Annotated in this window: 8 protein-coding genes; 3 read left to right on the forward strand and 5 right to left on the reverse strand. The window is 54.9% G+C overall.

From position 1 onward, the window contains the following. Positions 1-205 precede the first annotated feature (205 nt). Together V2P20_RS00150 and V2P20_RS00155 are read left to right on the forward strand one after the other, a co-directional pair. Positions 206-517 carry a metalloregulator ArsR/SmtB family transcription factor gene (locus V2P20_RS00150; protein WP_331814728.1) on the forward strand — a complete coding sequence of 104 codons (312 nt, stop codon included), beginning with the start codon at positions 206-208 and terminating at the stop codon, positions 515-517. Continuing rightward, positions 517-1,485 carry a cation diffusion facilitator family transporter gene (locus V2P20_RS00155; protein WP_331814731.1) on the forward strand — a complete coding sequence of 323 codons (969 nt, stop codon included), beginning with the start codon at positions 517-519 and terminating at the stop codon, positions 1,483-1,485. Before V2P20_RS00150 ends, V2P20_RS00155 begins: the two co-directional genes overlap by 1 nt. A 197-nt stretch (positions 1,486-1,682) precedes the next feature. Here the strand turns inward: V2P20_RS00155 and V2P20_RS00160 are convergent, their stop codons facing one another. The 5 genes from V2P20_RS00160 to V2P20_RS00180 all read right to left on the reverse strand — a co-directional run bounded on the left by V2P20_RS00160 (position 1,683) and on the right by V2P20_RS00180 (position 5,532). After that, the gene (locus V2P20_RS00160) at positions 1,683-2,399 is read right to left on the reverse strand and encodes a sulfite exporter TauE/SafE family protein (RefSeq protein WP_331814734.1); all 717 of its coding nucleotides are present in this window, start codon (positions 2,397-2,399) and stop codon (positions 1,683-1,685) included. A 55-nt stretch (positions 2,400-2,454) separates the two neighbouring features. Next, on the reverse strand, positions 2,455-2,769 hold the full coding sequence (locus tag V2P20_RS00165; RefSeq protein ID WP_331814737.1) for a DUF190 domain-containing protein: 315 nt from the start codon (positions 2,767-2,769) through the stop codon (positions 2,455-2,457). Continuing rightward, positions 2,745-3,452 (reverse strand): fluoride efflux transporter CrcB, encoded by a 708-nt coding sequence (crcB, locus tag V2P20_RS00170; RefSeq protein ID WP_331814740.1) that lies wholly within the window; start codon positions 3,450-3,452, stop codon positions 2,745-2,747. Before crcB ends, V2P20_RS00165 begins: the two co-directional genes overlap by 25 nt. A gap of 39 nt (positions 3,453-3,491) precedes the next feature. After that, positions 3,492-4,220: a TSUP family transporter gene (locus V2P20_RS00175; RefSeq protein WP_331814743.1), complete on the reverse strand. Its 729-nt coding sequence runs from the start codon at positions 4,218-4,220 to the stop codon at positions 3,492-3,494. 133 nt (positions 4,221-4,353) lie between these two features. Then, positions 4,354-5,532, reverse strand: coding sequence for a magnesium transporter (locus tag V2P20_RS00180; RefSeq protein WP_331814746.1), 1,179 nt, complete (start codon positions 5,530-5,532; stop codon positions 4,354-4,356). 1,084 nt (positions 5,533-6,616) lie between these two features. Between V2P20_RS00180 and V2P20_RS00185 the strand changes: the two genes are divergently transcribed. Then, positions 6,617-9,439 carry a transporter substrate-binding domain-containing protein gene (locus tag V2P20_RS00185; RefSeq protein WP_331814749.1) on the forward strand — a complete coding sequence of 941 codons (2,823 nt, stop codon included), beginning with the start codon at positions 6,617-6,619 and terminating at the stop codon, positions 9,437-9,439. Positions 9,440-9,649 lie beyond the last annotated feature (210 nt).

Consider the following 9,649-nt stretch of genomic DNA (forward strand, 5'->3'; position numbering starts at 1 on the left):
CCCATTTATTTAGGCTTTTTTGAATTTGTGCATAACGCCAGAAAACGCGGTAAAGCGTTATTAAGTTCACTGTTGGAACTGATTATCAGCTAACTCCCCGGAATCCATTATGAGCCAAATCTGTTTGCTTTAATTAGTATCAAGTTATTGCAAATTATAATCTGCCAGGACTAATATATAAACATCTATTTAATTGTTAATATCAATGACTCACTCAACGATCGATCACAATGTCGCCGAACTCGCTGACCTGTTCCGCCTGCTGGGCGATACAACCCGCTTACGGATTCTCTTGTCCTGCTTGGATGAGCCTATCGCCGTGAGCGATATCGCCAACAAGCTCAATCTAAGCCAACCGCTGGTCAGTCACCACCTGCGACTGTTACGGGCAACCCACATCGTAAAAGCCAACCGCCAGGGCAGACAGATGTTTTATGTGGCTGCCGATCAACACATTTCAGGGATGCTGTCCAACCTGCTGGAACACATTAATGAACCTTATCCGGAGGCAGACTGATGATCCATCATACGCACGATCATGACGCTATGCATAAGCATGGCGGCCATGCGCATGGCGTGGGCCACCACCATAAACACAACCATTCAAACGATTATGGCAAGGCCTTCATCCTCGCCATCTTGCTGAACTCGATCTTTGTCGTGGCCGAGTTCGCTTATGGCTTCATCGCCAACTCGACCGCTTTAATGGCCGATGCCGGGCATAATTTATCCGACGTGCTGGGCCTGTTGCTGGCTTGGGGGGCTGCGTTACTGTCGAAGAAAGCGCCGAATGCCCGCTACACTTATGGCCTACGCAGCAGTTCAATTCTGGCGGCGCTGACGAATGCCATGCTCCTGTTGATGGCCTCCGGAGGCATTGCCTTGGAAGCCATCCAGCGCTTCTCGACGCCGCCGGCGGTGGCCGAATTGATCGTGGCCCAGGTAGCGGGCGCTGGCATCGTCATCAATGGGCTGTCTGCATGGCTGTTTGTCAAAGGCAGCAAGAGTGATCTGAATATTCGCGGCGCCTATCTGCACATGGCCGCCGATGCCGCCGTCTCTCTCGGCGTAGTATTAGCCGGGATCGCGATGCTATTCACGGGCTGGTATTGGCTCGATCCGGCCATCAGCCTGGTCATTGTCGCCGTGATCCTGGTCAGCACCTGGGACCTGCTGCGCGAGTCGATGCAACTGGCGCTGTCTGCCGTGCCGCAGCATATCGACGTGGCCGCCGTAGCCGACTACTTGCTGCAGCATCCTGCCGTAGCCGAGATCCACGATCTGCACATCTGGGGCATGAGTACCACGGACAGCGCCTTGACCGTCCACCTGATCATGCCGGATGGCTACCCCGGCGATGCCTTTATGGACGATCTTGCGCAGACGCTCAAGACCCGTTTCTCGATTGCCCATAGTACTCTGCAGGTGGAACAAGGTACGACTGAACATGCTTGCTTCTTAGCCCCTGCCCCAAAGTCTGATTGAAAACCGTTGACAGCGCTGCCAACGGCTCTACCGCACTACTCTGAATTTCAAGCATATTTGATAAGGGCTAGCGGGAGCATTTGAACAGGAAATTTGTCTTATTCACCCAAAGCATAGGTCTCTGTTCAAATGCTCCTGCTAATCGAAATTAAGCGATGGCCCAGTGCGGCACCGTGTTAGGCTTACTGCGCCGCTTGCTATCCGTGGATCAGCATGTAGCCCGCAATACCCACCAGCAAAACCGCCACGAATCGTTGAAAGATCGCCTGTGGCATACGCTCAATAAAGCGCTTGGCCGACCAGGTTCCGAGAATCATCGCGCTGCCCATCAGTGCGGCCAGAAGCCAGAATTCCCGATCCAGTGCGATGTAGTGCTGGTAAACCACCGCCTTGACGCCATGCATCGCCAAAGCAGTTGTGGCTTCGCTGGCGATGTAGGCAACAGGAGGCAAACCGAGCGAAAGAAAGAAGGCCGCCCCAAGCGGCCCAGCGCTGCCCACCAATCCCGACAGGAAGCCGACCATGCCGCCTCCCATCACCAATGAGGCAGAGCTAGCCTTGAGCTTTAACACGCCGAAATACTTCAGCGCCACAAATGCCAGGAGAGCGGCCCCAATCGCACGCGTCACCACATCCTTCGGCAGTTGAACGAAGGATGCGGCTCCCAATAAGCTGAACGGGATAGCCCCGAGCAGAAAAAGCGCTACCGGCCGCCAATGAATCTGCCTGAAACCGAAACCGACCCTGGAGAGATTGCCAATCAGTTGCGCAATGGTCAACAACGGGATAGCGTGTACTACGCCCACCATGGCTACCAGCAACGGTAGCAGCAAGAGGGCGCCGCCGAAGCCTGCGGCGCCTGAAATCGCCGCTGCGGCAAATGCGGCGAGAAATAGCAATATGAGATCGAGCATCGGGTTTTATGAGCGCTGAAGCAGGTGCCGTTCAGCTGTTACAATAGCCTTTATATCATGCGTCAGGAACATGGCTTAAAGCGGGCCAGCTGACGATGTGAAGCAAGTGCAATTGCTGAGTCAGCTTATCGATCACGCTTGCCATCTGGCTCGGCTCACCGTAAAACTCCACGACCAGCGGCAAATCGAGCGACAGATCGACCAGCGAGGCGGTACGCATGACGCCATCCGGCCCGAAGCCGGCGATGCCCTGGAAGACGGTCGCCCCCATGACCCTGCCATCGTCATGAAGCAACTTCATGACCTTCTTCTGTTGATGTTCGCCTTCGCGCAGGTAGATGCGCGCTACCGTGACAGATTGAGTTGCCATAACCAATTCCCCATTAATAGACCTAACCAGACCGCCGCCACGCCGAACAAGGCATTGATGACGAAGAGACTTAACAGCCCCTGAAATTCCAAACGGATTTCAGGCAGCTTGAATGCCAGCCAGAGCGTTGACGAAACCGTCAGCACCCCAAGGATCAGAATCAGGCTGACTGCCCGCAGCTCCAGCGTCAGATTCATGCGATGGAACAGGTATTCCGCCAGCACCGTCAGCAAAAAAGCCGCGAGCATGCCCAAGCCCAGATGACGATAAAGGAATCCGTGGCCTAACCACGAATAGGCCTCGCCGGCGAACAGCTGCCGTCCCAGTATCAGCCCGATCCATACCGCCGTCAAACAGAGCACCACGCTGAGCAAGACATTCAATCCCGCCTTGAGCAGGCCGCCTTCCTCGAACAAATAAACAGTCTCCAGGGCAAATGTGGAGAAGGTCGTGTAGGCGCCCAGAAAACCGACCAGGATGGCCGCCCGGTATTCGACGGCCAGGGCAAAGCGTTGCAGCATGAGCGCCGTCAGAAAGCCCATCAGAAACGAGCCGGACACATTGACAAACAGCGTTCCGTGCGGGAAGTTACGCCCCAGCCAGGCATAGATGCCGTTAGCGACAAGAAAGCGCGTCACTGCGCCGACAGAGCCGCCCAGGGCGATTGCGATCAATTGATTCATAAGTAACTATTTACCCTCAATAACACGCTCGAAACCTGTTTAGTTCAAAGACTTTAATACCAGCACGGCGCCGGACAGCGCCAGAAAAACCGCGAAGATACGCTGGTACTTCTCCCGATCAATCTGGCTGTAAAGCATTTCATCGCTCAGCATAAAGACCAGCGCCCCGACGACCATATAAATGCCCGTGTCGGCCAGCGACACGTCAATTTGCTGACGGCTGAAAAAACCCAGCGTCAACAACTGGACCACGGCAAAGGTGCCATAGGACGCCGCCACCGTGACCCGTGCCACATCCTTTTCATAGTGCTTGTGATGCACCAGGGCGGTCAACAGGGAGCCGCCCAGGTTGCTCACGCCATGCACGATGCCCATGAGCAGGAAATAGGTCTTTTCAAACGCCATCATCCGGTCGATGAGCCGGGCAACCGTGGCCGAAAACTCCTTAAAGGCGATGAATAATAAAAACAAACCAATCAATAAGCTGATATTGATCCGCACATGGGTCACCAGAAACAAAAATACCGCGATCAGCGGCAGCGTCAGCATCAGGATGTTACGGTAGAAGGCAAAATCGATATGGGTGTGATGCTTGAGGATTTGCAGCAGGTTGATGGCGACCGAAATCGGCAGCAGGACGATCAGTACATCCACGAACTCGTAGCCGAACAGCAGCAGCAAAGGCGTGCCGAACAGCAAAACGCCCGCCCCGAAGACGGACTGGATAATCGATGTGACGGCCACGGTGAGCATAATTTCAACTGACATGAGATTTCCGGATAATAATTAAAGTGAAGTCATAGTTTGACCAAGCTATTTGAAAAGCCATGCGACAGCCGGCGTCAGCGCTACGCTGGCTGAGCGTCTGCCACAAACGGATTTTCTAGCCGATGGTCTTTTATTAAAAAATAAGTAAGCTTACCACACTAAGGTAGATCAAGAGGCTGAGCAAGTCCTGAACAATCGTGGCCACCGGGCCGCTGCCGTAGGCAGGATCTCGCCCCAGCCGGGACAGGATCGAGGGCAGCAGCAGCCCGATGCTGGTGGCAACGCTGCTGGCGCAAATCAGGGCCACTGACACAGAAAACGCCATGGACGCATTGAAAATCAGCCAAATGAACGGAAAAACGACAAGCGCCAAGGCGATGCCCAGATAAAGGCCAGTCTTGAGTTCTCCCTTCAGCAGCTGAGGGATCGGCGTATTGCTGAACGAGAGTCCCCGCACGGCAATCGCTTCCGATTGCGTGCCGATAGCATCGGCCAGATACACGATGCCGGGAATGAAAAAGGCGACCGCGACATCCGCCCTCAGTGTGCTTTCAAAGGTCGCCATGAGGCCGGCCGCCAGCATGCAGCCCACCGTACCCACCATCAACCAGGGCAAACGGTTCATCATGCGGCGGAGCGGGTCGCCCTCGATGGCAGACAGCGCTTGATCCGAATGGCGCCATATCCCGACCAAGCGATCCATGTCCTCGATATGCTCCTTGCGCATGATTTTGAATACCGTGTGCGCGGGCACGGCGCCGAGCAGGCGCCCCTGCTCGTCCACCACCGGCACGGCAGGTATCTGATGGGTTAACGCCACCTCGGCCACTAATTCCGGATCGTCAGCCAGGGTGACGCTGGCGACAGCCCGGTTCATCAGTTCATCGATGGCCGTCTGGGGCCTGGCCACCAGGAGCTTGGATAAAAGCACCACCCCCAGCAGCCTTTGTTCGGCATCGGTGACAAACAGCAATTCAACGGCATCGAAAACATCAGACAGGCGAGCCAGCCGCTGGCTGACTTCCGAGACGGTTTCCCTCCCTTGCGCGGTCGGTACCGAGCTGTGCATGTAATTTTCAGCGCGGTCAACGGCCTTGTTCGCCCTCGTCACAGGCTGGGGTGGTTGACTGATTTCCTGGACTATGGCTTCGGTCTTTTCCCGTAAGAGGATCATCGCCTCCGAGAGTAGGGCCTGAAACCGCTGCGCCGCAGGTATCGCCTGCGCTTGCAGAACCTTGCCGATTTTGTCCATGATCTCTGCAATGTTCTTTAACTGTATTAACTTTAGGATCAACTTGAGGACTGCCGCCATGTCATTCACCTTTTTCTGATGGGGATAAGCAGGATCAACGCCTTATATCACTTGCAGACGGGCAGGAGGGCGTTCACCGCTCAATTGGCAGGCCTGACAAGTTACGATCTAGCTCAGCATCGTTTATCTATTAGATGACCTTATAGAGCCGCCGGTTCATGTATTTGACTGGCCGCTGTTTGCAGTTAGATCTGTTCCCCTATCTTTGAAAAATGGCCAATTCGCTTGCCCCATATCGCTATTGTTCCGTATTGGCATACTCAAACGGAACAGTGGCATGAGACATTTAAAGTGCCTCATTAGGATTGTTTTGAACCTTAATTTGAGCTGAAAATGGGATAATTGCGAGCCGCTACAATTAGCGGGCAGCGCGGCACTATTAGCCGGATGGACTCGGGCGACCTTGCCTGGCTTGTCTTTTATTCATAACCGACATGCCAATACAAAATGTCTTTTATGCCGTTGCCCAAAGCTATGAGCCAACGTAATGCCCTGGCGGCCGGAATTCATCATGCCGGCCAATCAGCATTGTTGGATTACGCTCTGATGTTACGCACGAATCGATCTCTGTGCTGTCTTAGTTTTACTGCGATACCGTGTAGGGGCGAATTCATTTATGCCCTTTGCGGGTATTCGCACTACAGAGGCCGGTACACGGGCGTTTTGTCCCGGGCCGAATGAATTCGACCCGGCAACGGCGTGACATCAGTTACTCTATTTTTTCCGCTCTTTTTTCCTTTGACCAATGATCAGAAAATCAGCCTTATCCAGTCAAAAACAAACTTGCAATAGAGCCAGTAATTAAATATCCTGACTAAAAAAGTAGGTTAATAAGCCGCAATTACATTAACGCCAACAGCTACCGCCGGCAGATGCTCTCCCATAAATGCACATGACTTTGGGCCATTGCAGCGGTTATGCTAATTTGTATATTTTTAGGCGGCTATTACTTTTGAGCCAATCATGAGGCATCGATTTTGAAAACATTACCCGGCCTTGCAATAGACGCTGCGACCTTCGCTCTATGTTCTAGCCAACCTTATAACCTGTTGGCATTTATGCTCGACAGGAAATGCTGCCCCGTATGAAGTTTCTGATAAGACGATTTGCACTTATACTGGCTTTTGCCATCCTGGGACTGCCCAGTCTCGCAGGCGCCGGGCAAAAGCAATCCCTGCGCGTTGGTTCCGAAATCAGCTTTCCGCCCTATGCCGATGTTGATGCTCAGGGCGAACCGACCGGTTTCTCTGTCGAGCTGTTTGCCAAGGTTGCAGAAGTCATGGATATTCCCGTCACCTTCCAGCCAGGCAACTGGAATACGGTCTGGCAAAAACTGAAAACGGGCCAGATAGATGCCCTGCCACTGGTGGCGCACCTGCCGGAACGCGAAAGCCAGGTGGAGTTCACTGAACCGCACACGATCGGCTATGATAGTTTTTTCGTCCGCAAGGGAGATGCGCCCATCAAGTTTATTGAACAGGCCCGAGCCCTAAGCATTATCGTGCTGCGCTCGGATGCCTCTCACGACGCGCTTGCCAACCGCGATTTTAATCAGCAGTTGGTACTCGTCGATAATCTGGCCGACGGCTTTCGCCTGCTGGCTTCAGGCCAGCATGACGCATTGCTGGGGCCGTTGCTGCAAGGCAGTGCGCTGCTGCATAAAATCGGTCTGGAGAAGATAGTCGCGCCCGGCCCGCTGCTCAAGGAATATCGGCGGGAATTCTGTTTCGCCGTACGCAAAGGTGACACTGAACTGCGCGATCGTCTCAACCAGGGGCTCGCCATCGTCAAGGCCAACGGTGAGTACGACCGGCTCTACAGAAAGTGGCTCGATATCGACACGTCCTTCTCGTTTCCGGTCAAGTACGTTGTTTGGGGTGCAGGGATCGCTGCCGGCCTTTTGGCGCTCATGGGCCTGTGGACCTGGCAACTGCGCCGCCAGGTGGCACTGCACACTGCCGAGCTGGCCCAAGCCTATACAGCCGTACAAGCCGAACGTCAGCGGCTGCATGACCTGTTGCAGGCGCTTCCGGCTTATGTAGTGCTACTGACTCAGGATTACAAGGTAGCCTTCGCCAACCGTTTTTTCGAACAGCGCTACGGCGATGCCCGCGGGCGGGCCTGCTATGAATATTTGTTCAACCGCTGCGAGCCCTGCGAAAAATGTGACACCTTCAAGGTAATGAAAACCAATGCGCCGCTGGAATGGCTCTGGACCGGCCCGGACGGCCATGTTTACGAAATCCATGACTTTCCTTTCGCCGATACCGACGGCTCGCCGATGATCCTGGAAGTTGGCATCGACATCACTGAAATGAAGCGGGCCAAACAGGCGCTACGCGAAGCCAACGCATTACTGGAGCAGCGCGTGGCCGAACGTACGGCCGAACTGGAGGCAGCGAGACAGGAAGCCGTACAGGCCCGCGATCTGCTGCGGGTGAGCATGGATAATTCGCCGGCGCTGATGTCTTATGTCGACAAGGAATGCCGATACCGTCGCGCTAACAAGAATTACGAACTGTGGCTCGGCTATAACCCTGAACAGATGTATGGCCGCCATGTGCGCGATATTCTTGGCGAGCCCGCCTGGCAGACTCTCAGCCCCTACCTCGAGCGGGCTCTGGCCGGCGAGCAGGTCGATTTCGAGCTTCAGGCCCCTTACCTCAATGAAGACCGCTGGGTCCATACGACATACGCCCCGGACGTCGACGCCGAGGGACAGGTGCGCGGCATCGTAGTCCATGCGCTTGATATCAGCGAGCGCAAACGAGCCGAAGAGGCTCTGAAAGAGATCGCCCGCCGCAAGGATGAATTCCTGGCCATGCTGGCCCACGAGCTGCGCAATCCGCTGGCGCCGATCAGTAACGCCGCGCAGATCCTGAAACGTCCGGATCTGGACGAAACGCGGCAGGCCTGGTGCCGAGACGTTATTAATCGTCAGGTCGAGCATCTGGTCCGGCTGGTGGACGACCTGCTGGATGTGTCGCGCATCAGCCGCGGCAAGATCGAGCTCAAGAAAGAAATTCTCGAAGTGTCGGCTATCGTGCAGCGGGCAATAGAAACCAGCCAGCCGTTGATCGATGCCCGCCGCCACGAATTCACGGTACAGCTGCCGCCTGAACCGGTCTACGTGGAAGGCGATCTGGTCCGATTGTCGCAAGTCGTGTCGAACCTGCTCAACAATGCGGCCAAGTACACCGATGAAGGCGGCCGCATCAAGCTGACCGTTGAGCCAGCGGACGGTGAAGTATTCATCCGCGTCCGAGACAACGGCCGGGGCATCGAGCCTTCGGCACTGCCCTGCCTGTTTCAATTGTTCTACCAGGTAGACCGCACCATCGACCGCGCCGAGGGCGGTTTGGGCATTGGGCTTGCGCTCGTCAAGAGCCTGGTGGCGATGCACGGCGGTGAGGTATGGGCCAGCAGCGAAGGCCGCGGCAAAGGCAGTGAATTCGCCATTCATCTCCCTTGCCTGCGGAAATCAACAGTCACTCCGGTTTCCTGTCAGACAAACGCCAAGCCGGATGAAGGCCCGCTCCGCGTTCTGGTAGTCGACGACAACCGCGATGCCGCCCAGAGTCTGTCTGTGCTGCTGACCAGTGAAGGGCACGAGGTATTGCTGGCCTATGACGGCTACACGGCATTGGAAATTGCACAGGCTGAACGGCCGCAAGTCGCGCTGCTCGACATCGGCCTGCCCGGCATGGATGGCTACGCGGTCGCGCGGGCGCTCAGGCAAGATCCCGCCCTGAAAAGGATGCATCTGATCGCCCTGAGCGGTTACGGACGGGAAGTGGATCGTGAAACGGCGAGGACTGCCGGCTTCAACAGCTATCTGACCAAACCGGTCGACTTTGACGAACTGCTGTGCGCCTTGGCGCGGCAGCCCAGTGCTATAGCGCACTAATCCGTAATGATTTTCAATCCTTGAAGATCATTACGACTCTTAATTTTTAATTTTTGACGAAGAAGCGATCGAAATCGGCCTATTGATTTACGGGTAATGGGTCAAATATGTGATTTGCTCATATAATATGGAGCATGACCTGTTATCAAGAAATTACCTGCCCGGATTGTGGCAGCAACCAAATTATGAAGTCCGGCCGTAGTGCATCGG

It is taken from the genome of Methylobacter sp. Wu1 (assembly GCF_036553575.1).
In the GTDB taxonomy this organism is placed as follows: Bacteria; Pseudomonadota; Gammaproteobacteria; order Methylococcales; family Methylomonadaceae; genus Methylobacter.